A 26,808-nucleotide genomic window follows, 5' to 3' on the forward strand; every position below is an offset into this window, starting at 1 on the left:
TTTAAAACCTCTTCCTGAATAGTGTAAGTCCAAGGGCTTCCCTTTACCCCACCTCCTATATACTTTAAAAGGTGAGCGACTCAATGGTCGTCACTACTCACCATATGCTGGACAACAATCTTTTTATGGAAATCAAAACCCTAATCTATCCTACTATATCCAGTTCAAATCCCTATTGAGCTTCGCGCCAAGCTATACGGTCAAATCAAAGTGATGCAACTCTCTGCTTCCGAACATCCGAAATTCTCTTATTAAGATTCCATTCCACACCAGGAATCTTAAAAAATGATACCTTTAATCTATTATGTGCTTGTGTTGCGAGGGTGATCATTCAGCAGGAAGACATTCTGACCAGACTGAGGGCAAGAGACATCTGCTAAATCTCTTGGTTTACAAAACCCCCCTGTTATTTCAATAGTTACAGGATAAGTAGATTGGATGCTTTGACAAACATTAATTTGTATAAAAAGGTCGGAAAATCGAATGATAGGGCCTCGCCGGGAAGCCTCCACGGTCATCGTTCCCGTAGAACAAACAATACAATCACTAGTCATAACTTCTACTTCTACATTTGTTCCCTCAGGGGCACATAATAATACGGTTTCACACCTCGTTAGAATTCCTGGCTCACTTTGAAATGTCCTCCCATCGGCTAATTCAATTACCAAATCAGCACTCACTGTTTTTCGGACAGTGACCTCCTGCAGGACCACTTCGCTGCCTTCAACAAAAATGCGACGATCCTTTATATTTGCGATTTCAGCTGTCACGGACAGAATCTCACAAGTTACATTTGCACCTTCAATAACCGTACCAGGCGGTAAAGGAAGACCGGGGAATGGAACGTCTGGGTTTCTTTCATTCAATTCAAATTGAAATTCATTCGCTATCCAATCTAATACTTTATCGACATTTACACAAAAGGTTTCCTGTTGAAGTCGCATACAACCCCCACTTTTTTAGTATTTATAGCTAATTTATGCACCTTATGAAAATAAGTATAGACTAAAGTACTAAATTCAATTAAAAACCCAAAAGCTTTCTATCATCAGATTTATGTCATTAATTTACGAATCAATATCAGGTCATATAAAAATAATAAATAAAACGCTGAATCTATTGATAGACAATAGATTCAGCGTTTAGTTAGTTAGCGTCCCAGGAGAGATTCGAACTCCCGACCCACAGCTTAGAAGGCTGTTGCTCTATCCAGCTGAGCTACTGGGACAAAATATGTAATTTAATTGGAGCGGGTGAAGGGAATCGAACCCTCATCATCAGCTTGGAAGGCTGAGGTTTTACCACTAAACTACACCCGCATTAATAAAATTCATTAGCCTTGTTTTTCATGCTTCTTTCTCTTCTAGATGATTCAAAGATGTAAATGCGTCGAAGCAACGCGTAGTTGACTCGGCGGAAGCGTTGCTCGTGGCTGAGGTTTTACCACTAAACTACACCCGCATATTTTATTCTACTGATTTTCTAGAAAAGTTCATGAATATGTATTTATTAAAGCAATTTGTAATGGCTGTCCTGTTTTTTCGGACAAGAATAAGTATATTAATTATCAGCGGATTTGTCAACAGTCTTGCAGCAAAGAATTAATTCTCTGCTGCAAGTGATGTTTCTATTCTTAGTTCAGGCATCGGTTCACCGTTGACGTGATAGTATTGCAGGCTGATTTTATCATTACTTTGCCATTCTAAAATTGCATAGGACGGTTCCTTATGATCTCTCGGTTCGCGAGCGCTACCTGGGTTGATCAGGAGTTTTCCGTTTACTTTTTCTGCTCCGGCCATGTGAGAATGTCCAAAGCAGGCGATTTGGGCACCTACTTCGTCCGCACGATAAGTTAATGGGAGCAATGTTGATTTAATTTGATGCAGGTGGCCGTGAACGACAAGGATTTTGATATTACCGACCGGCACTACTTGTTCGTTTTCCATTTCCGGTTCAAAATCGCAGTTGCCTTTCGCATAATAAAATCCTTCAAGTTCTTCTGAAGCATAAGCCAACTCTGAGTCACCGCAATGAATCATAGCATCTACTTCATGCTGGTGACGCTCTTTAATTTCAACAACCTTATCCGTAAGACCGTGTGTATCACTTACAATTAATACTTTTGGCATTTAGAATCACCTCTTTAGAAATGTTCTTGTATCCATTCTTCAATTTTCAGAATCGCTTGTTTACGGTGACTGATCGAGTTTTTTTCTGTTGAACTATGTTCTGCCATTGTCCGATTGGAATGGAGAGGAATAAAGATCGGATCATATCCGAACCCTTCGTTTCCACGTGGAGCTTCAGCGATTGTACCTTCACATGTTCCTCTTTTCACAAATGTGCTAAGGCCAGGTCGAGCTACAGCTACTGCACAGACAAAACGTGCAGTACGTTCTTCCGCAGGGGTGCTTTTCAACTCATGAAGGACTTTTTCTAAATTCTTCTGGTCATTTTTGTCTTCGCCTGCATAGCGGGCAGAATAAATGCCTGGTGCTCCGCGAAGAGCGTCGATTTCTAAACCGGAGTCATCAGCAGCGACTGGTATCTGAAATTTTTCTGCAATGGCTTCTGCTTTTATTATTGCATTTTCTTCAAACGAGTCTCCATCTTCGACAATGTCTCCGATGGGCTCGTCAAAATCCAATAATGACTTCACTTCGATGCCGTAATTGGCAAACATCGTACGGAACTCTTCCACTTTTCCAGCGTTTTTAGTAGCAATCACCAGTTGTTTCATCTGATTACTTTCCCGCTGCTTTTGAGGATTGTTTAGATTCGATTGTTTCCGACCATTTACCAATAGCTTCTTTTTGCAATGTAATCAGTTCGGTTACGCCTTCTTGAGCCAGCGATAGCATTTCTTGAAGTTGATTCATCGAGAAAGTAGCTTCTTCCCCTGTCCCCTGAAGCTCTACGAATTCTCCCTGACCAGTCATGACTACATTCATATCTACATGAGCCTGGCTGTCTTCTTCATAGCAAAGGTCGAGAATTTCTTTTCCATCTTTTAAAACCCCTACAGAAATCGCCGTCAAAAAATCTTTAACAGGGAGTTCTTTAATTGTACCCTTATCTACCATCTTTCCAAACGCAAGAACGACAGCTACGAACGCACCGGTTATGGATGCTGTTCTTGTACCGCCATCTGCCTGGATGACATCACAGTCCACCCATAAAGTGCGTTCACCGATTTTATCTAAATCCACTACAGCACGCAGGGCACGACCGATCAGACGCTGGATTTCCATCGTACGGCCATAGACTTTCCCTTTAGAGGATTCTCTTATATTTCGTTGCTCAGTAGCTCTTGGGAGCATAGCATATTCAGCTGTGATCCAGCCTTTTCCTTGTCCGCGGAGAAAAGGGGGAACACGATCTTCTACACTTGCATTACAAATTACTTTTGTATCTCCAAAGCTTATTAATACAGACCCCTCCGGGTGTTTTACATAGTCCGTTTCAATCGTAATTTTTCTAAGTTCATTGACTTCACGCTGATCACTTCTCATCGTAAACGTCCTCCCTTTCCATTCTTCCTTTTATCCTTGACTATCTTAACATAATAAGCTTCTGCTTTGCATAAACAATGAGAGCCACTCCTATTTTAGAGTGGCTCTTTAAACGAAACTTTATAAACTTTCAGCTTCTTGTATGTCAGATTTCGTTACAGGTTCACTAATTGGTTCTCCAGCTTCATTTAATACATCCTTCACTCCTTCTACCATCACTTCCACTGACTCTACGTCTGGGAGACCTGTCAAACTCATCACTAAGCTTGATAAAGCTTCATTCGAAAGAGCCTTTGTTTCTTCACCGGTCAACATCGCTTCATTGAAAGTGACCGACAGCACTCCATCCTTCATCTCCGCCTTACTTACTTCTGCTCCCTCATTAAAAGGCTGCATAAGCGATGTGCCAAGTGCGGGGCCATTCAGGAGGGTTTGTACTACAGTTGTATATAAATCCTCTCCGCTGGCTACTCTCGTTGTTACAGGGACCTGATAAACTTCTTCACCATCCTGCTGACTCGGATAATACACAGTCACTGGTTCACTGTTCACTAAATCATTCGTTGAGCTTTCCTGTACATTGATCCCGTCAGAACGGGAAACCCCATCGGATATTGGGGTTCCGCTCACAGGCATTGTCTTCTGTTCATGGCCATTGATCCATAATTTGATTCTTTCCACATTATCGAACTGCGTAAGAGTGAAGGTCATAGCTTGTAAAATTTTCTCTTCATCTTCCGCTTCATATTCTTGGAATTCTTTCGAAACATCAACAGTCATCGTCCCATCTACCAGGTTCACTCCCTGGATTTGCGTTCCTGCTGGAAGTACGGCTTCAAAGCCTGATGGGAGAAGTTCAGTAACTGGCCCATCTTTGACCAAGTATTCTAATGATTGTCCGGCCACATTTTCAGAAGCCGGTATTTCAAGCGTCTGCGGTACAACCATTCCGTTGGAGTCAAGAAGGTATAATTCTCTTTCAACTGTTCCGGAAGTTTCTTCTTCAGTACTTTCCCCTTCCTCACCTTCTCCGCTTTCCGTTTCAGTTTCTTCGGTTATTGTATCTGTACTTGCTGCTTCTTCTTCAGGAGGACCATCCATTTCCTCCAGGGATTGCTCCCCCTCAAAGAGGCAGCCAGTCAACATACCCATGCTCATAAGAGCTACAATTGTTAATGGCTTAATTCCCCACGTTTTCATGCCTTTCCCTCCCATGATAGTTTGTACTACCATATATACGAGCTTTTTGAGGGATTAGACCAGCCGAACAAAAAAACTCCGCATTAATTTGCGGAGCTTTGTATCGGGTCCAGGCTGACGTAGTTGAGCACTTGAATCGGTTCCTCAAACCAGCGATTCGCCACATGGCGGAATTTCTCTGTGTCACCCGTTGTATAAAATTCGTGAACAGGACTTCTGTTCCGTTGCTCTAAAGACCTGTGATAAGCAAGAATCAAACTGGCTTCTCTTGCCGTTTCTTCTCCAGAACTGATAACTTGAATGTGAGAGCCCATCTCCTTTTGAATCAAATCTTTTATAATAGGATAATGGGTACATCCAAGAATCAGTGTATCGATATTTTTTTGATTTTGAAAAGGCTTCAAGGTTCTCGAAACGATCTCTTCTGCCTCAGGACCTGATAGAAGGCCACTTTCTATCATCGGGACGAACGACGGACAAGCCAAACCATCTACGACAATACTTTGGTCGATTGTCCGAAGGGTATGTGGATACGCTTCACTCTTGATTGTGCCTTCTGTACCAATAACACCGATTTGCTTGTTTTGGCTATTTTTAATCGCCGCTCTTGCGCCGGGCTCAATAACTCCTATTACGGGAATAGAAAGCGTTGATTGAAGCTCACGCAGTGTATAAGCCGTAGCCGTATTGCACGCTACGATCAGCATTTTAATGTTTTTTTCTAATAAATAATGGACCATCTGCCAAGTATAACGCTTCACTTGTTCTTTTGGGCGCGGGCCATACGGGCACCTGATCGTATCTCCCAGATATATGAGTTTTTCATTAGGAAGCTGACGCATCAACTCCACGGCCACGGTCAGCCCTCCGACCCCTGAATCTATAACTCCTATAGGCTGTTCCAAGCATATCCCTCTTCTCTGCGTCTACTTAGATGTGTGTACCATGTTATCATGCAGAAGACTCAATAATTTATTTAAAGTTTCCACGTCATCACTTGGCATTTCACTTAAGACTTCTTTAAGGTATTCCTGCCTCTTTTCAATCACTTCGTGGATAATCTGTTTTCCTTTATCTAAAACGTGTATACGAACTACCCGGCGGTCTTTAGGATCACGGACCCGCTCCACCAGTTTATTCTTTTCCATACGGTCCACTAGATCTGTTGTTGTGCTGCATGCTAAATAAATATGGTCTGATAACTCACCTATCGTCAGATCACCTTTTTCAAGCAGCCACTGAACAGCTACAAACTGAGGGGCTGTTATTGGATACTGGTCAAGAATTTCTCTTCCTTTTTGTTTAATAATTCCTGATATGTACCTTAATTCTTTTTCAACATTGGCTATTGACGCCGCGGGATGTGATTCGACCACTTACAGCACTCCTAACAAATTGTTCTATTCTATATATCTTACTTTTTTTGAGATAAATATCAAGCTAAACTTTCTAAAAATGAAAACCCTCCCAGGCATAGACAATCTAATACCTGAAAGGTCTTTGCCTGCTATCTAGCATGGCACATCAAAGCTAAAGCTTCAATTCACCCATTCGCAGTAATTCTACTACAGCTTGAGACCTGCCCTTAACGCCCAGTTTTTGCATGGCATTAGAAATATGGTTTCTCACCGTCTTTTCTGAGATGAACAGTTCTTTAGCAATTTCTTTTGTCGTCTTGTCTTGCACCAATAGTTCAAAAACTTCGCGCTCGCGTTTAGTCAGAATCTGTGCTGGCCTATAGCCCTCCTCCTTCACAAGCGAACCCCTCCTTGTTGTCTAGAGCTCTGTACGGAGGGAATTATTTAGTCATTGTATCGTATGAAGGTAGGGGTGACCATGTGCCGTTCATTTACGTTTTAGATACAAGACCTAACTCTTGAGCTTTAAATAAGGCCTCAGTTCTCGACTTTACGGATAATTTATTGAATATACCCGTTAACGTATACTCTACACTGCGCTGTGACATATGAAGGGTTTGAGCGATTTCCCGGTTAGTCAAACCAGAAGATACTTCTCTTAGTATGGACTGTTCCTTTTCATTTAACGAAAGCCGAGCTCCTTCTTTTTCAGAAATATCGCTCACGCTGGCTTCAGACCGCCTCAATTGTTTGAAAAGGTGAAGAGGAATGACGACTTCATCTCGAAGTGCACAGCGAATTACATTAATAAGTTGCTCACTAGAAGCTGTTTTACTAACGAACCCGTTGATATTGGCTTCCACCAGCATATTAAAATGAGTGTTCAAGTCAAATCCGGTATAAATAAGAATGGCTAAATCAGGGTGGTCCTTGCGTAAATCTTTCGCTAAATCGACACCGCTCATTCCAGGCATATATAAATCCAGGAGCACAATATCATAAATTTGGTGTGCAAGTGTCGCCTCCGCCTCCTCAGCTTGATCGATGACATCTACCTGCATGTCCTCCTCTTGTTCCAGCATGGCTTTGGTTCCAGCACCGACCGCTGGGTGGTCGTCCACTATGAGTACACGAGTCATACTTTAGCCTCCTTTCTTGAGTTATAAGGGAAAGCAACCATTGATTTGAATCCTTGATCCGGTGCAGTCTCAATATGCAAACGGCCGTTTAAGCCGTGAACCCTTTGTTCGATTCCTGATAATCCGATATGAGAGAAAAGATCTCGTTGAAATGAATAATCCATGCCCTGTCCATCATCAGAGTAAAGTAAAGTAACCTCTTCACTTAAATTGGACAGACTGAGTTTAACAATTTTCGCATCCGAATGTTTCATCGCATTGGACAATAACTCCTGGACAATTCGAAAAATTGCTAGAATCCGCTCCTGATCGAGCTCTGCATCAAAGTTATCATGTGAAAAGTATACCGTGAAATTAGACCTAAGTTGATATTGCTCAATAAGGTCCTCTAACGAATGCACCAATCCGAGTTCCTCAATAAAAGCTGGTCTTAACTCATTACACGTTTCTCTAATCAAATGTATACTATCCAATATCGACTCCTTGAACATATTCAGTTCCGTTACAAGCGTCTTCGGTAAGTCTTTACGTTTGCTGACTAAATCATCCATCCTGCGGTAAAGGTAAAGCTGCTCTTGCAAAACTGTATCGTGAAGGTCAATTGAAAGCTGCTTCCTTTGGTTTTCCGCGATCGTAAATAAAAGCCTTGATAACCATGCTGGATATTGTTGAGTCTGATCACTTCGAAGGGTTCGCAGCTCTTTAAGCAGATCTTCAATGAGATTCATATTTTCAATAGCAATATTGGCATTGTGAGATATCGTCTGAAGATACGTCTTCTCATCCCGATTTAACCTGGTGAAATCCTTCTTCCCTCTACACCAGAGCATTGTAATTTTTTCTAAAGAATATCCGACGATAACCCCGAACCCTTTTTCAGTCTCGATAATGGAACCAATATCATAGCTGTGATGGGTCAAATGATAGTCGACATGCTCGATATAGTCTTCAGGGATTGGATCATATACACAATAAAGCGGTTTTTTGTTGTGTTTTGAATAAATATAAATCTCTCTAACGTTTAGTACATTGCTGATCTCATTTCGCAAGACTTTCATTAAATCGACCACATTCGTCTGGTCCTTCATATCTTTGGACATGCGGTGCATACTTTCTTGATAACTATAACGAGCAGCGAATAGATACTGCTGAAGCTTAAAGTCCAGTATTTCCTTTAAAGAAAGAAACACGATGAGCAAAACGTTGATGATAAAGTAGATCTCGATATAATGGACAACTGAAACGCTGTCTCTAAGGAATAGGACTAAAGCGATAGTAATCAATAAGCTTGGAATTGATGAAAGAAATAAGTAGTATCGCAGTCTTCCCATATAAAAGTTAATATCGATCAGTCGTTCACGTGTAATTAAATACATAAAAGTGACAGGCAGCGCTATTAAGAAAGCCCCTGCGAATTCAATAGGAATGAACTTTGTGTCCAGCAGTAAAGCAGGAATCAAGTACAAGAAAATATACGGAAAAAAGCCTACCGTCATCCCTATGCTTACATACTTGAACAACGTACCATGGGAATGATTCCGGTGAATAAATAATCCTCTGAAAATAATAAAAAAAGAAATAATATATAATCCCAATAAAAAGATTCGAGGAATATAGTAATAAACTGACGGGTATTGGTTCGTCAATATAAAATAACCTTCCAGTAAGGTTACGGCTCCAACCAGAATATATAATACTTGATACCAATTTTTTGAAAACCAATACACTCCAAGTTCCGAGAAATATTTATACAAAAAGTGTATCAATACAACGGGAGCAAGCAAAAACAAAAAAACATTGATGAATAAACTGTAGAAGTCAGCACGTACCGCTCCACCATTGCTTATATAGCCGACAGCTATCATTAAAAAGAACAGCATGAGCAAATTCGCAGAATAACGTTTATTTACTTTTTTATTTACAAGGTGCGATATCCAAAGTACGAACAACAGAAAAATAATCGGTAATATAATGAAAAATGCCCAATGTGTTGCAGAAGACTGTTCGATTTCTTCATAATTCAGGAATTCTCCATCATGATTCAATGTAAAAGAGTTTGCGTTTTCCAGTGTTTTAAACATGGTAACTGTGTAATGTTCTTCTGGACTTTCTCCATTCACATTTTCAACGGTCGCCCCTAAAGGAACCTGCTGCTTGTCACCCCAGCTATCCCCGTTAATATGGGTGATTTCAAACTGTTCCCCATTCTTTTCAAGTTCGATACCCAGAAACGGCTGTGTAACAGAAACAAAAATAATATAGCTGGCAGATCCTAGTACAAATAATAGAATCAATAACTCTTTTGTATTCATCGAGCGCATAGATAAATCCACCTTTATATATGTCAATCCATTCTATTATACTACCACAATAATAGCGGGCAACCCTGACACACAAAAAAATACCTCTGCTCAATGAGCAGAAGTATTTTGGATAAATAAATTGAATTAAACTCTTTGGTCACTTCCGAAGAAGCTTTTGAAAGATTCAATTGCTGTATCACGATATAATGACGCGATAGAAGTTGTAAGCGGGATACCTTTAGGACATGATTCCACGCAGTTCTGCGCATTACCACAGCCCATAATCCCTTCTGCATCCATAATCGTTTGCAGCCTTTCACTCTTATTCATCGCACCTGTCGGATGAGAGTTGAACAAGCGAACTTGTGAAAGTGCAGCTGGACCAATAAAGTCCGATTTACTGTTAACGTTCGGACAAGCTTCCAAGCATACACCACATGTCATACACTTAGATAGCTCGTAAGCCCATTGCCTTTTACTTTCAGGCATTTTCGGTCCAGGACCAAGATCGTGCGTACCATCAATAGGCACCCATGCTTTCACTTTTTTCAAAGAGTCGAACATACGGTTACGATCAACGGCCAAATCACGATTGATCGGGAAAGTCGACATAGGTTCTAAGCGGATAGGCTGGTCTAATTGATCGACAAGAGCGGTACAAGACTGTCTCGGCTTCCCGTTGATAATCATTGAACATGCACCACAAACTTCTTCTAAACATCCCATATCCCAATAGACAGGTGTCGTGGTCTTCCCTTCAGCATTAACTGGATTCCGACGAATCTCCATTAAAGCAGAAATAACGTTCATATTATTACGATAGGGAATCTCAAATGTTTCCTCATACGGCTGGGAATTCGGATCGTCCTGTCGTGTGATTATAAACGTAATGTTTTTTTCTTCACTCATGATGATGGACCTCCTTTATTTGGATTTCGAATAGTCACGTTTACGCGGTTCGATCAAAGATGTATCTACAGCGTCATAACGGAAAACAGGCTTATTATTTTCTTTATCATAGCTTGCTACCGTTGTCTTCAACCAGTCTTCATCATTACGATCAGGAAACTCTGGCTTATAATGCGCGCCACGGCTCTCATTTCGATTATAAGCACCTTGTGTGATTACTCGAGCTAGTTGAAGCATATTCCATAGCTGACGAGTAAACATTGCGCCTTGATTGCTCCAACGGGATGTATCATTGATATTGATACGCTTATATCGTTCCATAAGCTCGACAATTTTTTCATCCGTTTTTAAAAGTTTATCATTCTCTCGAACAACTGTAACGTTATCGGTCATCCATTCTCCCAGCTCTCTATGAATTTGGAACGCATTTTCATCGCCATCCATATTCATAATAGCTTCGAATTTTTCCTGTTCAGCTTTAAGCGCTTCGTCAAATAGAGTTGAAGTCATTTCATCTGAAATGGTTTCCAGATCCTCTGTATATTTCACAGCATTCGGACCGGCAACCATACCACCATAAATTGATGATAACAGCGAGTTTGCTCCGAGTCGGTTAGCCCCATGCTGAGTGTAATCACATTCTCCCGCTGCGAAAATTCCAGGTATATTCGTCATTTGATCGAAATCAACCCAAAGTCCTCCCATAGAGTAATGAACAGCCGGGAAGATTTTCATCGGTACTTTTCTTGGGTCTTCCCCAACGAACTTCTCGTAGATTTCAATAATACCGCCAAGCTTGACGTCTAATTCTTTAGGGTCTTTATGAGAAAGGTCCAGATACACCATATTTTCACCATTGATACCAAGCTTCTGATTGACACATACATCGAAAATTTCACGTGTAGCAATATCACGAGGCACCAGGTTTCCGTAGGCAGGGTACTTCTCTTCAAGGAAATACCATGGCTCGCCATCTTTATAAGTCCAAACCCTTCCGCCTTCACCTCGAGCCGACTCACTCATAAGCCTAAGCTTATCATCACCAGGGATGGCAGTCGGGTGAATTTGAATGAATTCACCATTTGCATAATCCACTCCCTGCTGGAATAAAGAACCAGCCGCAGATCCTGTGTTGATGACCGAGTTCGTAGATTTTCCAAAGATGATTCCAGGACCGCCTGTCGCCATGATTACGGCGTCAGCAGGGAAAGCTTTAAGCTCGTGGTTACTTAAATTCTGACCGACCACACCTCGCCCAACGCCTTTCTCATCAACGATTGCAGAAAGAAACTCCCAGTTTTCATATTTCGTAACAAGTCCATTCACTTCGTGGCGGCGAACTTGTTCATCTAAAGCATATAACAACTGCTGTCCCGTAGTTGCTCCAGCAAATGCAGTTCTATGGTGCTGTGTTCCACCGAAACGGCGGAAATCGAGCAAACCTTCAGGGGTTCGGTTGAACATAACTCCCATTCGGTCCAGCAAGTGTATAATTCCAGGTGCTGCATCACACATGGCTTTTACAGGCGGCTGGTTTGCCAGGAAATCGCCGCCGTATACGCTATCGTCAAAGTGTTCCCATGGTGAGTCCCCCTCACCCTTCGTGTTGACAGCTCCGTTAATTCCGCCCTGAGCGCATACAGAGTGAGAACGTTTAACAGGAACTACTGAAAGCAAGTCGACATGAACGCCCTTCTCAGCAGCTTTAATTGTTGCCATAAGACCAGCTAGTCCCCCACCAACAATAACTATATTTCGATTACTCATGATTAATGCTCACTCCCTTGACTTTCTCTAACCGTATATAATTTTATACTCCGTAGGCAAACTGAATTAATGTACGAACACCTACGTATGAAATTGCAACAAATACAATGATGCTCACATACGTCATAATGCGCTGTGAACGTGGAGAAACGGTAATTCCCCAACTGACGAAAAAGGACCAAAGTCCATTCGAGAAGTGGAATGTTGTGGAGATAACCCCTACTATGTAGAACCAGAAAAAGAATGGGTCAGTAAGGATGCCTTCCATAAGCTGATAATTTAAATCAGCCCAACCGAATCCAATGGCAATACGAGTTTCCCATACGTGCCAAGCAATAAATATGAGCGTAATAATACCCGTAAAACGCTGTAGCATGAACATATAGTTCCTGAAATATCCAAAGTTTTTCAAATTACTTTTAGCCGTGAATGCAATGTATACTCCATAAATCGAATGAAATAACAGTGGTAAAAAGATGATGAAAATTTCCAGAACGTATCGATAAGGCAAGCTTTCCATAAAATGTGCTGCCGCATTAAACGCTTCTGGCCCACGAGTTGCAAAGAAATTCACAGTTAAGTGTTGGATCAGGAAAATTCCTATAGGAACTACTCCTAATAATGAATGTAGTCTTCGATTAACGTATCCGCGTGATCCTGCCATGTTTACCCCCCTAGAAGATGATGACTATAGTATTATGCACATTATTCAGACAGTTAAGCGCTTTTATAAAGGCTCAAAAAAAGATAGGAAATCCCCAATTTTTCCATGATCAAAACTGCTAAATGTACAATTTGTGACACGTATATTGTACTTCTATCGGGGAATAGCGTCAAGAAAACCTGTTCATTATTTAGTAGAAATCCCCAAAAATTCACAATTCCTTAAAATCTATTGAATATGTTGCGAGTTTTTTTAATTCAAGCGATAATAATGAAGTAGAAGGGAATGAACGTTATGAAACAAACTGCTAAGCTATCTACTGAAAACATTTCATCGCTAGTCGCTACAGGCGCGGGGTTCGACCTTCTGCGCTATTATTCTTTACCCGATTTTCTTGGGAAAGAAGCTCCCTCTTTACTTTATTTCATGGGGAAAAATATCGCACGGGAAACGACTATAAGTACATTTGAAGAATTATATGAGTTTTTCCAATACATGGGCTGGGGCGAATTACAGCTGGTGAAGGAAAAAAGAAAAGAAATGATTTTCAATCTTCAAGGACATATCGTTGAGAAAAGGTTGAATCAAAAAATGTTCAAAGTTGATTTCAGGCTCGAATGCGGTTTTTTAGCAGAGATCCTTAAATCTTTAACAGAAGATACATATGAATGCATTGAAGAAATAAACTCAAAAGAAAATATTGTTGAGATCATTGCTACAAGAGAACCAGAATAAGGAGCCAGTGTTATTCCTCAGCTGGCTCTTCTTCTTTATTGAGTGTTTCAATGATGTTCTGTGCTGTCGGTAACGGGACCCCTAATTTTGTAATATCCTCCGGGGATGCATCTTTGATTTCTTTCACGGATTTGAAATGCCTTAATAACAATCGGCGGCGCTTTTGCCCCACACCAGGGATTTGATCGAGTTCAGATTGAATGGCACCTTTACCCCGTAACTGTCTGTGGAACGAAATGGCAAAGCGGTGTACTTCGTCCTGGATTCGCTGGACTAAATAAAACTCTTGAGAATTCCTGTCCAGGCTGACAAAAGCCGGAGGGTCCCCGTATAGTAATTCACTCGTTTTGTGCTTATCATCTTTAGCAAGCCCGCATAACGGTATATCCAATCCTAATTCGTTATCCAAAACATCCATAGCGGCCGTCATTTGTCCTTTGCCACCATCTACAACGATTAAATCAGGAAGCGGCAATTCTTCTTTCAAAACTCTTGAATACCTTCTCCTCACGACTTCTCGCATCGTTTCATAGTCATCTGGCCCTTTAACATTTTTCACTTTATATTTACGATATTCTTTTTTGTCAGGTTTCCCGTCAATGAACGTTACCATAGCAGAAACGGGATCCGTTCCTTGGATGTTCGAATTATCGAAAGCTTCGATCCGATGAGGAGTTTCGATATTGAGTTCTTCCCCAAGTTTTTCTACTGCTTTTATTGTTCTTTCTTCATCTCGTTCAATAAGTGCAAATTTCTCTTCAAGAGCGATTTCTGCATTTTTCATAGCTAAATTGACGAGCTCTTTTTTACGCCCTCTCATAGGAATAGCTACTTTCGTTTCCACTACGCCTTCGAGAACCTCCGTATTTGTTGCCACGGGTACAAGGATCTCTTTTGGATATGGGTGGTTTTGGTGCAAATAGAAGCGGCCGATGTAACTTAAGAAAGTTTCTTCTGGGTCGTCGAAAAACGGGAATAAAGCAATATCGCGCTCAATCAGTTTTCCTTGACGTACGAAGAACACTTGCACACACATCCAGCCTTTATTGACAGAGTACCCGAATATATCGCGATCTATTTGATCATTCATCGTCATCTTCTGCTGCTCCATGACAGACTCAATATGTTCGATTTGATCACGATACTCCTTGGCTCTTTCAAAATCCAACTTTTCTGAAGCGTCCTGCATTTTTCTTTTGAGGTCATTTTTTATTTCCTTATGACCTCCTCCAAGAAAAGAAGTAATACTTTGCACGATTTCCTGATTCGTTTCTTTAGAAACCGGAAACTCACATGGACCTAAACATTGGTGCATGTGGTAATACAAACACACCCTGTCCGGCATGGTATTACATTTTCTTAACGGGTAAAGTCGGTCCAAAAGTTTTTTCGTCTCCCTTGCCGCAATGACGTTCGGGTAAGGCCCAAAATACTTCCCTTTATCCTTTTTCACTTTACGAGTCACAATCAACTTAGGATGACGTTCAGCTGTGACCTTAAGGTAGGGATAAGTTTTATCATCTTTCAACATAACGTTGTATTTAGGATCATGTTTCTTGATGAGATTCATTTCTAGAATCAAGGCTTCGATTTCTGAAGTGGTAACAATATATTCAAAGTCCACGATTTCTCTTACAAGTCGCTGCGTTTTTCCATCATGAGCTCCTGTAAAATAAGAGCGAACTCTATTTTTTAAAACTTTAGCTTTACCTACATAAATGATTGTATTCTGTTTATCTTTCATCAAGTAGCAGCCCGGCTGGTCCGGCAATACTGCCAGTTTCTCTTTAATATTGTTGTTCATGGTTGTTCACCCCACCCTTATTGTGGTTCTTATATGAAAGGTACCACATTTAGGAAATCTTATACAGCAAAAAGCCACGCTGTCATACAGCGTGGCCCTTTTCAAAAATTACGCTCTTATTAAGAGTGCTTAGTAATAAGTTCAGCAAGTGCTTCTTTCGGTTGAAAACCGATTACTTGATCGACGACTTTACCATCTTTGAAAAGAAGTAATGTCGGTATACTCATAACACCGAATTTACTAGCTGTTTCCTGGTTTTCATCTACATCAAGCTTAACAATTTTCACCTGATCGCTCATTTCTTCATCCAGCTCTTCAAGAACCGGTGCGATCATTTTACAAGGGCCACACCAAGGTGCCCAAAAGTCAGCAAGGACAAGGCCTTCACTAGTTTCATTAGTAAAATTTTGATCAGTAGCTTTTACAAGTGCCATCTTTACATTCCTCCTCGAACTTTTAGTCTGTAACGAGTATATCACTTTCTATTTTAACTGACTAACAATTTGTTTATGCACCGAAAAGCGGAGGGGGACTGGTAGACACGACAAGCATAAGCAAGGCGGCGCAGTGAAGCGTTCTTCCTTCACGGAGGCGAATTGCTTATGTCTCGAGTGTCTGAACACCGAAGCTGGACATCACGAAAAGCGGAGAGGGACTGGTAGGCCTGACACGCATAAGCAAGGCGGCGCAACTCAAACCTAACATAACAAAAATAAATGGTTAAAGTGACTAAAGCATCACTTTAACCATTTATTATAATTAAGCGTTCACTTTCATCTGTTTGATTTCTTCAATCAGCTTAGGTAATACGTCAAATAAATCTCCTACAATTCCATAATCCGCTACATTAAAAATGTTCGCTTCTGGATCTTTGTTAATAGCTACGATCACTTTAGAGTTAGACATACCAGCTAAGTGCTGAATTGCACCTGATATACCACAGGCGATGTATAAATCTGGAGTTATGACTTTACCCGTCTGTCCGATTTGCAGAGAGTAATCACAATATCCTGCGTCACAAGCTCCTCGGGAAGCTCCTACTGTACCACCTAACAGCTCAGCAAGTTCTTCAAGCGGTTCAAACCCTTCGGCGCTTTTCACCCCTCGACCACCGGCTATTACGACTTTAGCTTCGGAAAGATCCACACCATCCGTTGATTTACGGATTACTTCTTTAATAATCGTACGGATATTTTGCACATCTACACTTTTTTCAGTAACTTCTCCAGCCCGTCCTTCGTCCCTTGCAGCTGCAGGAATATTGTTCGGCCGGATAGTAGCAAAGGTCAATCCTTCAGTAATTTCCTTTTTCTCAAAGGCTTTTCCTGAATAAATGGGACGTGTAAATACGATCCTTCCGCCTTCTGCTACGACTTCTGTAGCATCAGAAATTAAACCTGACTCCAGTCGACTGGCCAGCTTAGGAGTTAAATCTTTACCGATTGACGTGTGTCCCATAACGATCCCTTCTGGGGTTTCATCATCGATTACGGATAACACAGCTTGACCATATCCATCAGATGTATACGTTTTCAATTCTTCGTTTGCTACAGTGATGACTCGATCGGCCCCGTAATAAATCATTTCTTTACCCATATCTTCAAGGCTATCAGATCCGCAGAGAACACCGACCACTTCGCCTCCGTCACTAATGATATTAGCTGCAGCAATAGCTTCAAACGTTACATTTCTCAAAGTTCCTTCTCTAGCTTCCCCGATGACTAATACTTTCTTACTCATAAATAAGTCTCCTTTCCCTCCATAAATAATTACAGAACTTTAGCTTCCGTTTTCAGTAGAGATACCAGCTCTTTTACTTGGTCGTCCGTTTCTCCTTCTAGCACCTTACCCGCTTGTTTTTCAGGAGGCAGGAAGATTTCTATAGTTTTCGTTTTTGGTTCGACTTCATCTTCATCTAAATCAAGATCATCAATCTCAAGTTCTTCTAAAGGTTTTTTCTTAGCTTTCATAATTCCAGGCAATGATGGATAACGTGGTTCATTCAATCCTTGCTGGCACGTTACAATTAGTGGAAGTGTCGTCTCCACCTTCTCCACGTCACCTTCTACGTCTCTTTCTATTTGAACATCACTTCCGTCAATATCGATACTTGTAATTGTTGTCACACAAGGCATATTCAATCGTTCAGCCAGACGTGGTCCGACCTGTCCGCTGGCTTCATCGATAGCTACATTTCCACCTAAAATGATGTCTGCTTCTTTATCTTCAAAGAAGGCTTCTAAAATTTTAACCGTGGTGAACTGATCACCTTCTTCAAGGTCATCTTCAGTATTGATCAATACAGCTTTGTCTGCACCCATCGCCAGCGCTGTACGGAGTTGTTTCTCAGCGTCTTCTTCACCAATCGTAACGACCGTGACTTCTCCACCATGTGCATCACGCAAATTAATGGCTTCTTCTACCGCATACTCATCGTATGGGTTGATGATGAATTCAGCACCATCATCCTCGATACGACCATTACTTATAGAAATTTTTTCCTCTGTATCAAATGTTCTTTTTAATAATACATAAATGTTCATTTGCATACCCTCCTAAACTATTTATCCTTGAATTCTGGTTTTCTTTTTTCAATAAAAGCCTGCACACCTTCAACAGCATCTTCATTACCAAAAACTGCACCGAAAGCCTCTGCTTCTTTTTGGATACCTTCCTGAAGCTGAGTAGTATGAGCATAAGGAATCAATTTCATGATGTGGTGGATAGAAGGTCCGCTTTTTGCCGCAATTAACTGAGCTGTTTTATCAGCACTAACGAACAACTCATCGTTGCTGAAGCTTTGATTTGCTAATCCAGCCTCCACCGCTTCTTCACCCGAAATCGGTACACCGGTTAATATCATTTCATACGCTTTGGCAGCACCCACATGGCGAGGCAGCCTTTGAGTTCCAGCAAATCCGGGAATGATGCCTAGATTCAATTCTGGTAAACCAAGCTTTGCGTCTTCCGCCACATAGCGGATGTGGCAGGCCATGGCAAGTTCCAAACCACCACCTAATGCAGCACCGTGAATCGCTGCAATCACTGGTATGTGGAAGTTTTCAATTCTATTGAAGAGCTCCTGGCCTTTACCCGCAAGACTTCCGGAGTCAGATCCATCCTGGAAAGACGTAAATTCTTTAATATCTGCTCCTGCGGAAAAGAACTTATCTTCCCCTTTGAGTACAATAGCTTTAATGGATTGATTGTTTTCAATATTGTCCAGCTCCACTGACAGATCATTTAAAATATGACTGGATAAAGCATTTGCCGGTGGACTTTGAATGGTGATTGTGGCCACATGGCCATTTGTTTCGACGTGTAAAGTAGACAAAAATTTTCTCTCCTTTATTTACTTGATTCGGCCAATCCATAGACGATTAAACTATGGACGTCTTGTGCTTGCTCTTCTAAGTTATATTTTTGTTCTTTCATTACCCAATTGGTGACAGCTTCGTCCATCATCCCAAAAATCAGCTGACGAACTAGTCTGCGATTCAGGTTATTACGGAACAATTTTTCCTGTATACCTTCATCGACGATGTTATCAATAACTGCTAAGTACTTCTTTAGCACATTATTGATTTTGTAACGCAGCTCTTTATTTGATTGACGAAGTTCGAGCTGAGTCACTATAGCCAGATGATGATCGGCAGCCAGCTGTTCGAAATGGGTTTCTACTAAGGTCAACAATTTCTCTTCAGCAGACTGCCCGGAAGTGGTTTCGTGTTCAATCTTCTCTATGAACTGGCCCATTTTGTCTTGAAAAAGTGAAACTAAGATATCTTCCTTATTTTTGAAATATAAATAAATAGTACCATCCGCCACTCCTGCTTTTTTGGCAATCTTGGAAACTTGCGAAGAGTGGTATCCATTTTCAGCAATAACTACGACTGCTGCATCGATAATTTGTTTGTATTTTGGTTTATTCTTATTCATAGTAATCCCCTGCCTTTGCTAAAAATGAATGAATGGTCATTCACCTATTATATTACATCCCAAAAATATATCTGTCAACACGAAAACTAGGAACTTTGCAGAGGTTTATTGTCCATCTTCTTTTTTTCTTCTTCTACCAAAGTACGCCTTAATATTTTACCTACAGCTGTTTTTGGCAGCTCCTCCCTGAACTCATAAATCCTCGGCACTTTGAATGCAGCCATATTTTTACGGCAGAATTCATCCAGTTCTTCTTCCGTTACGACCTGACCAGGCTTTTTCACAATAAATGCTTTGACGGTTTCTCCGCGATAAGGATCAGGAATACCAATGATGACCGCCTCCTGTACAGCCTCATGCTCATATAAAACTTCTTCAACTTCTCGAGGATATATATTAAAGCCGCCGGCGATGATCATATCCTTCTTCCGATCCACTATATAGAAGTAACCCTCTTCATTCATGTAGCCCAAGTCCCCTGTTCTGAACCAGCCATCCTCACTTAACACTTTATCAGTATCTTCTTTTCGTTTCCAATAACCTTTCATGACTTGTGGTCCTTTTACCACAATCTCGCCGATCTCACCATGGTCCGCTTCTTCGTCCGCATCAATACGGAAGATCTTCGCATCCGTATCAGGCCAGGGGACTCCGATACTTCCACTGATTCGATTAGACCAAATGAAATTGGAGTGGGTAACAGGAGAAGTTTCCGTCAATCCATACCCTTCTACTAATTTGCCTCCAGTAATTTGTTCAAATCGTTCCTGAACTTCTACTGGTAACGGTGCTGAACCGCTGAGGCATGCAGTAATGGATGACAGGTCATACTTCTTAATATCCGGATGGTTCAATAATGCAATATATATCGTAGGGGCTCCTGGAAAAAGTGTCGGTTTTTGTTTGGCAATGACTTTTAAAACATCTTCAGGCTCGAATTTAGGCAAAATCACCATTTTACTACTCATCATTACCGATAAGTTCATGACGGATGTCATCCCATATACATGGAAAAATGGCAGTAATGCCAACACAACCTCCTGGCCTTTTTCAGATTTATACATCCATTTCATCGACATTTGAGTGTTAGCCACTAAATTATAATGGGTTAGCATCACACCCTTGGGAAAGCCTGTCGTACCTCCTGTGTACTGCAAAAGGGCTAAATCTTCTTTAGGGTCGATTTCTACAGGACTGACCTGTTTGCTGCTTTCATTCATCAGATGTCTCCAGAGATGTGTATCTGTCGACTGCTCGGGTTTTACAAGCATTTGATACTGGCGCCTCTGAATGAATGGATAAATTTTATTCTTAGGAAAAGGCAAATAGTCTTTAATACCTGTCACAATAATATGCTCGAGTGAAGTAGCTGGCTTGACGTTTGCCACTTTAGGATATAAAACGTCTAAACACAAAATCATTTTGGCTTCAGAGTCCTTTAACTGATACTCTAATTCTCTCTCCATATATAAAGGGTTCGTCTGAACGACGATTCCACCTGCCATCAGTATCGCGTAATAAGCAATAACTGATTGCGGACAGTTAGGCAGCATGATCGACACTCGATCCCCTTTTTCAAGCCCAAGCTTCTGTAAATAGCTTGCAAAAGCCTTTGTATCCTCATACACTTCTTCGTAATTAAGCTCTTTTCCCATAAAATAAAGCGCTTTCTTTTTACTGTAATGTTCAGCGCTTTCTTTAAGATAATGGTGCAACGGATATTCGTCATACTCAATGCTAGTAGGAATCTCTGGTGGATAGTGCTTATGCCATGGTTTTGTTTCGATTGTCATCTTTGTATCCCTCCCGCTACTTAATACTTACATTATAACGATATTTCCGAATAATTTGAAATATTATTTAAATTATTGAAAATGTATGAGGACAACTAATGAATTCAATACCACTACTACCTATTTTTTTGACTCTGGTAACAAAAAACCTCCTTGTAAAAGGAGGTTTTAAACTAAAAACATATAAACGACGCCGACTATGATAAAAACAGCGGCCACTACCATCAATACTTTCGCTAGAGTTTCCACCTTGCGCCCCCTCACATAATGTTAGCACCAATGACATAGGATAATCCTACTGAAATAATCAAAGAAATAAATCCAACCGCTCGGTTATCGGCAGAGAGTTCTTCATCAATTTTAAAAGACGGAGTCAAAAATTCGAAGATGAAATAACCGACGAGCAGCATAACAAAACCATAAATACCCCATCCCATCGTCTGCAGTAAGCTGTCATTATGTTCTATGGAATACCTGAAAATGTTAGCAATCCCGAATATTTTGCCTCCGGTTGCCATAGCAACGGCAATATTTCCGTTTTTGATTTCTTTCCAGTTATTGTAGGAAGTGACCACTTCAAATACAGCCATGAATAAGATTAAACATAAGACGGCCACACTATAACTTGCAGCCGTTTCTACGTATGGGTTTTCCCAAAAACCTGTCATTCCTCGCACTCCCTTATGTCATCACTTTAATTCTAGTACAGTGACACCGCTTCCGCCCTCATTCATACCGCCGAATCTGGAAGAAGCAATCGACCGATGGTTTTTCGCATAATTTTGTACGGCTGTTCTAAGGGCACCTGTTCCTTTGCCGTGAATGATAGAAACTGTAGGATAACCTGCTAACACAGCATCATCAACATATTTCTCTAAAAGGTTCAACGCATCCTCATACCTCTCCCCACGTAAATCAAGCTCGGTTTTAACGTGATGGCTTTTACCTTTTACTGTCGCAAGAGGTTTATCTTTATACGGCTGCTTAGACTTGATGAATTCGAGGTCTTTAGCTTTGGCCTTCACTTTCATGACCCCGACTTGGACCTGATATTCTTCTCTGCCGGTTTTATCCACGATCGTTCCTTCTTGATTCAAAGTCAATAGTTTAACTTCATCGCCAGCTTGGAGTTCTTTTTGTTGTTTCTTTTCTGGCTGCTTCTGAGGGTGTTTCTGGTTGTTTGACAGATTTGGTTGAGCTTCCTCAAATGATTTTCGAGCTTCAATCCATTCATGTTCTTTTAGACCAGCTTTGTTTTTATTACGAATTTCACTAACGATATATTCTGCTTCTTCTTTAGCTTTTTGAATGGCCTTCTCGGCTTTCGCTTCTGCCTTCTCATACATCTTCTCTTTCTTTTCTTCAAACTGCCGCAATTTTTCCTGTAAATCACGATGCAGCTGCTCAGCTTCCTTCAGCTTTAAATCAGCTTCCTCATAATCCTTCTCAGCTTCTCTTGTGGAAGCTTCCAGTGAAGCAATCATGTGTTCCACACTTTGCGAATCTACTCCAACATGCTGCTTAGCCGTTTCAATAATATTCTCATCAAGACCCAGCCTGCGCGAAATTTCAAAAGCGTTACTCCGGCCAGGGACACCGATCAACAATCGGTAAGTAGGTTTTAATGTCTGGATATCAAATTCCACGCTTGCATTCGTTACTCCGTCACGGTTGTAGCCATATGCTTTTAATTCAGGATAATGAGTGGTCGCAATGACCCGAGCCTTTCTGCTGACAACCTCGTCAAGAATGGACATCGCCAGTGCTGCTCCTTCTTGAGGGTCTGTACCGGCACCTAGTTCGTCAAAAAGCACGAGCGTGCGATCATTCACGTGTTTTAATATGTCTACAATATTCGTCATATGCGAAGAAAAGGTAGATAAGCTTTGTTCGATCGACTGCTCATCTCCAATGTCAGCGTATACTTGTTCAAACACCGCAAGTTCACAGCCATCCATTGCAGGTACTTGCAGCCCGGACTGAGCCATCAAGGTGAATAGGCCGAGTAATTTCAACGTAACCGTTTTTCCGCCGGTATTAGGCCCTGTGATAACAATAGAGGTAAAGTCTGAGCCTAGCTCAATATCATTGGGTACTACTTCTTCAGGATCTATTAATGGATGTCGAGCCTGCTTTATATTGACGCGTCCCTCATCATTCATCGTTGGCATAGCAGCTTTCATTTGACTGCCTAGTTTGGCTCTTGCGAACATGAAATCAATTTGAGATAAAATTTCAACGTTGGTATATAAGAAGCTTTGATTTTCAGAAACGTCCTGAGATAATTCCGCTAATATCCGCTCGATTTCCTGTTTCTCTTCCACTCGGGCTTGTTGGAGCAGGTTGTTGACTTCCACTACTGCCTGAGGTTCTATGAATAAAGTAGCTCCAGAAGCAGACTGGTCGTGAACGATGCCTCCAATGGACCCGCGATATTCTTGTTTTACAGGAAGAACATAGCGGTCATTACGGATCGTTACGATCGAATCAGAAAGCATCTTTGATTTTGACTTCGTAATGGAATCTAACTTGTCCCTTACTCTGCTTTCAGAAGTGCGTATTCTAGAGCGTATCGTACGAAGTTTATCCGAGGCGCCGTCCATAACAGTCCCGTGGTCATCAATACAGCTCTTTATACTTCTTTCCAGTTCATGAAGGGGAAGCAGACCATCAACTAATTCGCGCAGAATTGGGAGTTCGGGCTCTTCCATATCTTCAATAAAACGTTTGAGCTGACGGCCTCCATAGATCGTACTGGCAATGTCGAGACATTCCAATGCACTTAAGATACCCCCGATCATTGTTCTTTTTATGCTTGGTTTAATGTCAAAAATACCGCCCAGAGGAACATGGCCTTTCAAACGAAGCACTTGCGCGGCTTCATCTGTTTCCTGCTGCCAACGCACAACTTCCTCTAATTCAGTGGATGGCTTCACTGCTGCCGCTTTTTCTTTTCCTAGTGAAGAAGCAGCTTGATCAATCAATTGATTTTTAATTTTATTATATTCAAGAACCTTAAAGATCCGCTGGTTCATTATGACATCCCCTTCTAACTTAATCCGAGTCGTTTCATGAGCTGTTCTCTTGTCATCGTATTGATCACCGATTCTTTTTTAAGCCAGCCTTTTCTAGCAGACCCGACTCCAACCTCTATATGCTCAAGCATAGGGTAGCTGTGTGCATCCGTATTGATAGCAATCTCCACACCGGCTTCCTGAGCCGCTCTTACCCATTCGGCGCTCAAGTCGAGGCGGTTGGGGTTCGCGTTCAACTCCAAAATAGTCCCGGTTTCTTTTGCACCTTGTATCAATTGTTCAACATTAGCTCTATATCCCTGGCGCTTGCCTATTAATCTTCCGGTAGGATGGGCAATCATATGGACATAAGGATTTTCCAAGGCATTAGTGAGCCTTTTCATGATGAGCTCCTCTGTTTGACTGAAACTTGAGTGAATAGAGCCAATTACAAAATCCATTTCTTTTAGAAAATCGTCTTCAAAGTCCAAACTGCCATCTGGAAGAATATCCATCTCAATGCCGCAGAAAATATGAAAGTCTTCTATTTCTTCATTGATTTTTTCTATTTCTTCCCGCTGCATACGCAGACGTTTTTCATTTAATCCATTTGCCACTTTTAAATATTTAGAGTGATCGGTAATCGCAATATAATCGTATCCTTTTTCCTTACTGCGTAAAGCCATTTCCTTGATAGATTGGGCACCATCACTCCACGTTGAGTGCATGTGCAGGTCTCCACGGATATCACTTAACTCCAGCAGGTCGACCTTTTCACGAAAAGCATCAATCTCACCAGTATCCTCCCTCACTTCAGGAGGAATATAATTCAAACCGAAATGCTTAAAGAACGCTTCCTCTGTTTCAAAGGTTTCTACTTTGCCCGTCTCCGTATTTTCAATGCCGTACTCACTTATCTTTTCGTTATTTTCTTTAGCCAACTGTCTCATTGCGACATTATGGTCTTTAGAGCCAGTGAAGTGGTGCAGTGTTGTAATGAATTCCTGAGGTTCCACAATTCTAAAGTCGATACCGATATCATATCCCTCATTCACGATGATGGATACCTTCGTCTCGCCAGAAGCTACGACTTCTTTTATATCTGGATAGTTCAACAGTTCATCGCGCGTGGCTTGAGCATCATTGGAAGCGATAATGAAATCAAGGTCCTTGATGGTTTCCCTCATTCTCCTGACGCTTCCCGCCTTGGAATAACGCTCTAAAGTATGAAGTCCGGCTAAGTACTCTTCCACCTTTTCAGAAAGTGGAAGCATTTTAGAAATTGGCAGACGTTCTGGTCTTGAGCCTGCTTCTTCCAAAGCCTTAAGCATTTTTTCAACAGACTTTTTGCCGAAACCTTCTAGTTCCTCGACCTTTCCAGATTGTAATGCTTCTTTCAAGGACTCAGCATCTGTGACACCTAGTTGTTGATAAAGTTTGGCCAGCTTCTTACCACCAAGACCAGGTAAGTCCAATAAGGGCACTAGTCCTGCAGGTACGTCCGCTTCTAACTGACGGAGTGTTTCTGATTCACCAGATTGGACATACTCCTGAATGACGGATGCCGTTCCTTTTCCAATGCCCTGCATTTTTGTAAAATCATCAATTTCGCTCAATGAATGATCGTCACGTTCTAATGCCTGCGCTGCCTTTCGGTAAGCGGATATCTTAAACGGGTTTTCACCTTTTAATTCTAAATACACAGCAATCTTTTCGAGTAATTGGATTACTTGCTTTTTATTGACGTTACTCAATTTTCCCATCCTCTCTTCATAGGAAAAAGCCGCTATGAAAATAGCGGCTCCCCTTTACTCCATTATATCAAACTAGCCACTTGTTCAATCCACAAATTTTTTATTTGAGATGAAAGCACAGGAGTATGCTCTATAATATACTGTGCTAAGAAAGATCCATCAATCGCATTTTGAATCTGGACTACAGGAACAAGTGCCGCAATATATAAAAGTATAAACAAAAGAACATAGCGCTGAACAAAACCCAGGATTCCTCCAAGCAATCCATTAATGGAACTAAGCACTGGAAGATCGGAAACGAAATCCAGCATAGAAGCCACGATTTGCAGGATAATCCTCACCCCGAAAAACAAGATAGCAAAGGCTATCGCGTTGTAAAAAGCAGTTTCTAGCGGGAGGTTATCTAAGAAAATAGCCCATGATGCTCCTTCAGGAAGGTCAGGATAAGGAATCCACAATACGAGATTAGGAGCTAGATCATCATAGTAAAGAACTCCTACAATGAAAGCTGTCACAAAGCCGATTAAATGGAATAATTGTAAAATGAAGCCTCGTTTAAATCCTGTAAATATACCTAAAAGCAAAATAAAAAGTATCAGTAAATCAATCATGTTAGTCGTCGTCCTCTTTCTCTATCTTTTCAATATAGTTAATCAACTCTGCACATTCCTCTTTCAGTTTTATGTACTCGTTCATTGTATTAACAGCCGTTAATACAGCCAACTTAGACACATCCAGAGCAGGATTGGACTCGTGAATTTCTCTCATTTTCTGGTCGACAAGATTAGATACCATGCGGATATGATGTGGTTCTTCTTGACCAACTATAGTATAAGATCGATTGTATATCTCAACGGTAATTCGCTTCCGCTCTTTATCTGATTGGGACACATCTATACCCCCTTGATTCTAATATC

At 41.2% G+C, this 26,808-nt stretch carries 26 protein-coding genes and 2 tRNA genes; 1 reads left to right on the forward strand and 27 read right to left on the reverse strand.

The window, feature by feature from the left end:
* Nucleotides 1–302: 302 nt before the first annotated feature.
* From LF817_RS03990 to LF817_RS04060, 15 genes are all read right to left on the reverse strand, one after another.
* Complete coding sequence (locus tag LF817_RS03990; RefSeq protein WP_253934473.1) at nucleotides 303–944, reverse strand: BMQ_0737 family morphogenetic spore coat protein; 642 nt, start codon at nucleotides 942–944, stop codon at nucleotides 303–305.
* 210 nt (nucleotides 945–1,154) lie between these two features.
* Nucleotides 1,155–1,228, reverse strand: a tRNA-Arg gene (locus tag LF817_RS03995).
* Nucleotides 1,229–1,245: 17 nt separating this feature from the next.
* Nucleotides 1,246–1,319 (reverse strand) — tRNA-Gly (locus tag LF817_RS04000).
* A gap of 282 nt (nucleotides 1,320–1,601) precedes the next feature.
* Nucleotides 1,602–2,129 carry a metallophosphoesterase family protein gene (locus tag LF817_RS04005; RefSeq protein WP_253934474.1) on the reverse strand — a complete coding sequence of 176 codons (528 nt, stop codon included), beginning with the start codon at nucleotides 2,127–2,129 and terminating at the stop codon, nucleotides 1,602–1,604.
* Between the two features lie 14 nt (nucleotides 2,130–2,143).
* Nucleotides 2,144–2,740, reverse strand: coding sequence for an XTP/dITP diphosphatase (locus LF817_RS04010; RefSeq protein ID WP_253934475.1), 597 nt, complete (start codon nucleotides 2,738–2,740; stop codon nucleotides 2,144–2,146).
* A gap of 4 nt (nucleotides 2,741–2,744) precedes the next feature.
* The gene (gene rph, locus LF817_RS04015) at nucleotides 2,745–3,512 is read right to left on the reverse strand and encodes a ribonuclease PH (RefSeq protein ID WP_253934476.1); all 768 of its coding nucleotides are present in this window, start codon (nucleotides 3,510–3,512) and stop codon (nucleotides 2,745–2,747) included.
* Nucleotides 3,513–3,632: 120 nt separating this feature from the next.
* Entirely contained in the window at nucleotides 3,633–4,712 is a 1,080-nt protein-coding gene (locus LF817_RS04020; RefSeq protein ID WP_253934477.1) for a GerMN domain-containing protein, read from the reverse strand.
* 83 nt (nucleotides 4,713–4,795) lie between these two features.
* Entirely contained in the window at nucleotides 4,796–5,617 is an 822-nt protein-coding gene (racE, locus tag LF817_RS04025; protein ID WP_253934478.1) for a glutamate racemase, read from the reverse strand.
* Between the two features lie 21 nt (nucleotides 5,618–5,638).
* On the reverse strand, nucleotides 5,639–6,088 hold the full coding sequence (locus LF817_RS04030; protein WP_253934479.1) for a MarR family winged helix-turn-helix transcriptional regulator: 450 nt from the start codon (nucleotides 6,086–6,088) through the stop codon (nucleotides 5,639–5,641).
* 154 nt (nucleotides 6,089–6,242) lie between these two features.
* On the reverse strand, nucleotides 6,243–6,467 hold the full coding sequence (locus LF817_RS04035) for a helix-turn-helix domain-containing protein (protein WP_253934480.1): 225 nt from the start codon (nucleotides 6,465–6,467) through the stop codon (nucleotides 6,243–6,245).
* 94 nt (nucleotides 6,468–6,561) lie between these two features.
* A complete protein-coding gene (locus tag LF817_RS04040) occupies nucleotides 6,562–7,209 on the reverse strand; it encodes a response regulator transcription factor (RefSeq protein WP_253934481.1) in 648 nt (215 codons plus the stop codon).
* A complete protein-coding gene (locus tag LF817_RS04045) occupies nucleotides 7,206–9,530 on the reverse strand; it encodes a sensor histidine kinase (RefSeq protein WP_253934482.1) in 2,325 nt (774 codons plus the stop codon). Before LF817_RS04045 ends, LF817_RS04040 begins: the two co-directional genes overlap by 4 nt.
* A 126-nt stretch (nucleotides 9,531–9,656) precedes the next feature.
* Nucleotides 9,657–10,421 (reverse strand): succinate dehydrogenase iron-sulfur subunit, encoded by a 765-nt coding sequence (sdhB, locus tag LF817_RS04050; RefSeq protein WP_253934483.1) that lies wholly within the window; start codon nucleotides 10,419–10,421, stop codon nucleotides 9,657–9,659.
* Between the two features lie 15 nt (nucleotides 10,422–10,436).
* Nucleotides 10,437–12,188, reverse strand: coding sequence for a succinate dehydrogenase flavoprotein subunit (gene sdhA / locus LF817_RS04055; protein ID WP_253934484.1), 1,752 nt, complete (start codon nucleotides 12,186–12,188; stop codon nucleotides 10,437–10,439).
* A gap of 43 nt (nucleotides 12,189–12,231) precedes the next feature.
* Nucleotides 12,232–12,852 (reverse strand): succinate dehydrogenase cytochrome b558 subunit, encoded by a 621-nt coding sequence (locus LF817_RS04060; RefSeq protein WP_253934485.1) that lies wholly within the window; start codon nucleotides 12,850–12,852, stop codon nucleotides 12,232–12,234.
* A 294-nt stretch (nucleotides 12,853–13,146) separates the two neighbouring features.
* Between LF817_RS04060 and LF817_RS04065 the strand changes: the two genes are divergently transcribed.
* Nucleotides 13,147–13,587 (forward strand): YslB family protein, encoded by a 441-nt coding sequence (locus LF817_RS04065; RefSeq protein WP_253934486.1) that lies wholly within the window; start codon nucleotides 13,147–13,149, stop codon nucleotides 13,585–13,587.
* A 10-nt stretch (nucleotides 13,588–13,597) separates the two neighbouring features.
* On the opposite strand, the gene uvrC is transcribed toward LF817_RS04065, so the two are convergent.
* From uvrC to zapA, 12 genes are all read right to left on the reverse strand, one after another.
* Nucleotides 13,598–15,391, reverse strand: coding sequence for an excinuclease ABC subunit UvrC (gene uvrC, locus LF817_RS04070; protein WP_253934487.1), 1,794 nt, complete (start codon nucleotides 15,389–15,391; stop codon nucleotides 13,598–13,600).
* A gap of 119 nt (nucleotides 15,392–15,510) precedes the next feature.
* Nucleotides 15,511–15,825, reverse strand: coding sequence for a thioredoxin (gene trxA, locus LF817_RS04075; protein ID WP_253934488.1), 315 nt, complete (start codon nucleotides 15,823–15,825; stop codon nucleotides 15,511–15,513).
* A 325-nt stretch (nucleotides 15,826–16,150) separates the two neighbouring features.
* Nucleotides 16,151–17,131, reverse strand: coding sequence for an electron transfer flavoprotein subunit alpha/FixB family protein (locus tag LF817_RS04080; RefSeq protein ID WP_253934489.1), 981 nt, complete (start codon nucleotides 17,129–17,131; stop codon nucleotides 16,151–16,153).
* 29 nt (nucleotides 17,132–17,160) lie between these two features.
* Nucleotides 17,161–17,934, reverse strand: a complete 774-nt coding sequence (locus LF817_RS04085) for an electron transfer flavoprotein subunit beta/FixA family protein (RefSeq protein WP_253934490.1) — start codon at nucleotides 17,932–17,934, stop codon at nucleotides 17,161–17,163.
* 17 nt (nucleotides 17,935–17,951) lie between these two features.
* On the reverse strand, nucleotides 17,952–18,725 hold the full coding sequence (locus LF817_RS04090; protein WP_253934491.1) for an enoyl-CoA hydratase: 774 nt from the start codon (nucleotides 18,723–18,725) through the stop codon (nucleotides 17,952–17,954).
* Between the two features lie 14 nt (nucleotides 18,726–18,739).
* The gene (locus LF817_RS04095) at nucleotides 18,740–19,330 is read right to left on the reverse strand and encodes a fatty acid metabolism transcriptional regulator FadR (protein ID WP_253934492.1); all 591 of its coding nucleotides are present in this window, start codon (nucleotides 19,328–19,330) and stop codon (nucleotides 18,740–18,742) included.
* 86 nt (nucleotides 19,331–19,416) lie between these two features.
* The gene (locus LF817_RS04100) at nucleotides 19,417–21,123 is read right to left on the reverse strand and encodes a long-chain-fatty-acid--CoA ligase (protein ID WP_253934493.1); all 1,707 of its coding nucleotides are present in this window, start codon (nucleotides 21,121–21,123) and stop codon (nucleotides 19,417–19,419) included.
* Nucleotides 21,124–21,383: 260 nt separating this feature from the next.
* Nucleotides 21,384–21,791, reverse strand: a complete 408-nt coding sequence (locus tag LF817_RS04105; protein WP_253934494.1) for a DUF350 domain-containing protein — start codon at nucleotides 21,789–21,791, stop codon at nucleotides 21,384–21,386.
* A gap of 21 nt (nucleotides 21,792–21,812) precedes the next feature.
* Entirely contained in the window at nucleotides 21,813–24,158 is a 2,346-nt protein-coding gene (locus tag LF817_RS04110) for an endonuclease MutS2 (protein ID WP_253934495.1), read from the reverse strand.
* Nucleotides 24,159–24,172: 14 nt separating this feature from the next.
* The gene (polX, locus tag LF817_RS04115) at nucleotides 24,173–25,891 is read right to left on the reverse strand and encodes a DNA polymerase/3'-5' exonuclease PolX (protein WP_253934496.1); all 1,719 of its coding nucleotides are present in this window, start codon (nucleotides 25,889–25,891) and stop codon (nucleotides 24,173–24,175) included.
* A 62-nt stretch (nucleotides 25,892–25,953) separates the two neighbouring features.
* Complete coding sequence (locus LF817_RS04120) at nucleotides 25,954–26,502, reverse strand: CvpA family protein (RefSeq protein ID WP_253934497.1); 549 nt, start codon at nucleotides 26,500–26,502, stop codon at nucleotides 25,954–25,956.
* Nucleotide 26,503: 1 nt separating this feature from the next.
* Nucleotides 26,504–26,782 (reverse strand): cell division protein ZapA, encoded by a 279-nt coding sequence (gene zapA, locus LF817_RS04125; protein ID WP_253934498.1) that lies wholly within the window; start codon nucleotides 26,780–26,782, stop codon nucleotides 26,504–26,506.
* Nucleotides 26,783–26,808: the final 26 nt, after the last annotated feature.

This window comes from Halobacillus sp. A1 (genome assembly GCF_024189295.1).
Taxonomy (GTDB): domain Bacteria; phylum Bacillota; class Bacilli; order Bacillales; family Halobacillaceae; genus Halobacillus_A.

Coding starts and splice junctions, on each gene's coding strand:
- LF817_RS04095 (WP_253934492.1), bottom strand. CDS start 19,330: ATGAATAAGAATAAACCAAAATACAAACAAATTATCGATGCAGCAGTC.
- LF817_RS03990 (WP_253934473.1), bottom strand. CDS start 944: ATGCGACTTCAACAGGAAACCTTTTGTGTAAATGTCGATAAAGTATTA.
- LF817_RS04005 (WP_253934474.1), bottom strand. CDS start 2,129: ATGCCAAAAGTATTAATTGTAAGTGATACACACGGTCTTACGGATAAG.
- sdhA (WP_253934484.1), bottom strand. CDS start 12,188: ATGAGTAATCGAAATATAGTTATTGTTGGTGGGGGACTAGCTGGTCTT.
- LF817_RS04100 (WP_253934493.1), bottom strand. CDS start 21,123: ATGACAATCGAAACAAAACCATGGCATAAGCACTATCCACCAGAGATT.
- LF817_RS04120 (WP_253934497.1), bottom strand. CDS start 26,502: ATGATTGATTTACTGATACTTTTTATTTTGCTTTTAGGTATATTTACA.
- LF817_RS04045 (WP_253934482.1), bottom strand. CDS start 9,530: ATGCGCTCGATGAATACAAAAGAGTTATTGATTCTATTATTTGTACTA.
- rph (WP_253934476.1), bottom strand. CDS start 3,512: ATGAGAAGTGATCAGCGTGAAGTCAATGAACTTAGAAAAATTACGATT.
- trxA (WP_253934488.1), bottom strand. CDS start 15,825: ATGGCACTTGTAAAAGCTACTGATCAAAATTTTACTAATGAAACTAGT.
- LF817_RS04085 (WP_253934490.1), bottom strand. CDS start 17,934: ATGAACATTTATGTATTATTAAAAAGAACATTTGATACAGAGGAAAAA.
- LF817_RS04110 (WP_253934495.1), bottom strand. CDS start 24,158: ATGAACCAGCGGATCTTTAAGGTTCTTGAATATAATAAAATTAAAAAT.
- uvrC (WP_253934487.1), bottom strand. CDS start 15,391: ATGAACAACAATATTAAAGAGAAACTGGCAGTATTGCCGGACCAGCCG.
- LF817_RS04080 (WP_253934489.1), bottom strand. CDS start 17,131: ATGAGTAAGAAAGTATTAGTCATCGGGGAAGCTAGAGAAGGAACTTTG.
- LF817_RS04060 (WP_253934485.1), bottom strand. CDS start 12,852: ATGGCAGGATCACGCGGATACGTTAATCGAAGACTACATTCATTATTA.
- LF817_RS04020 (WP_253934477.1), bottom strand. CDS start 4,712: ATGAAAACGTGGGGAATTAAGCCATTAACAATTGTAGCTCTTATGAGC.
- LF817_RS04065 (WP_253934486.1), top strand. CDS start 13,147: ATGAAACAAACTGCTAAGCTATCTACTGAAAACATTTCATCGCTAGTC.
- LF817_RS04010 (WP_253934475.1), bottom strand. CDS start 2,740: ATGAAACAACTGGTGATTGCTACTAAAAACGCTGGAAAAGTGGAAGAG.
- LF817_RS04040 (WP_253934481.1), bottom strand. CDS start 7,209: ATGACTCGTGTACTCATAGTGGACGACCACCCAGCGGTCGGTGCTGGA.
- sdhB (WP_253934483.1), bottom strand. CDS start 10,421: ATGAGTGAAGAAAAAAACATTACGTTTATAATCACACGACAGGACGAT.
- LF817_RS04105 (WP_253934494.1), bottom strand. CDS start 21,791: ATGACAGGTTTTTGGGAAAACCCATACGTAGAAACGGCTGCAAGTTAT.